A 512-nucleotide genomic window follows, 5' to 3' on the forward strand; every position below is an offset into this window, starting at 1 on the left:
GCCACCACGTCGCCGTGATATTCATGGCCATTAACGCTGACGACGACTTTATCGCCCACCTGCGCATCACCACTCACCACACCGGAGATCAGGGTCGGCATACGGGATTCGCTAGCATTGACGGTGTTGTCACCCGCTACGGTATCGATAGTGACGGCGTTATGCGCAAGGGTGTCCAGCACCACAGTTTTGTGCTCGACCGCAATCGCGGTATTACCGGAGGCATCCACACCGGTGACCATCACCTGTACGTCATTGTTGCCTTCGTTCAGCGCTGCCGTCGGCACCGGCACTTCATAGCGCAGCTGGCCGTTTGCATCTGCCACCACGTCGCCGTGATATTCATGGCCATTAACGCTGACGACGACTTTATCGCCCACCTGCGCATCACCGGACACCTCTCCGCTGATGAGCGTTGGCATACGCGATTCGCTGGTGTTAACGGTGTCATCGCCAGCAACCGTTTCGATAGTCAGGGCATTGCTTGCCTGGGTGTCCAGCACCACCGTGGT

Annotated in this window: 1 protein-coding gene; it reads right to left on the bottom strand. The window is 58.0% G+C overall.

Annotated elements, in window-relative coordinates; all coding sequences use genetic code 11:
* Positions 1-512, bottom strand: a 512-nt coding sequence (locus tag M975_RS21965; RefSeq protein ID WP_157093429.1) for an Ig-like domain-containing protein, incomplete at both ends; no start/stop codon positions are given.

Origin of the sequence: Buttiauxella brennerae ATCC 51605, assembly GCF_001654925.1 — a bacterium.
GTDB classification, from domain to species: domain Bacteria; phylum Pseudomonadota; class Gammaproteobacteria; order Enterobacterales; family Enterobacteriaceae; genus Buttiauxella; species Buttiauxella brennerae.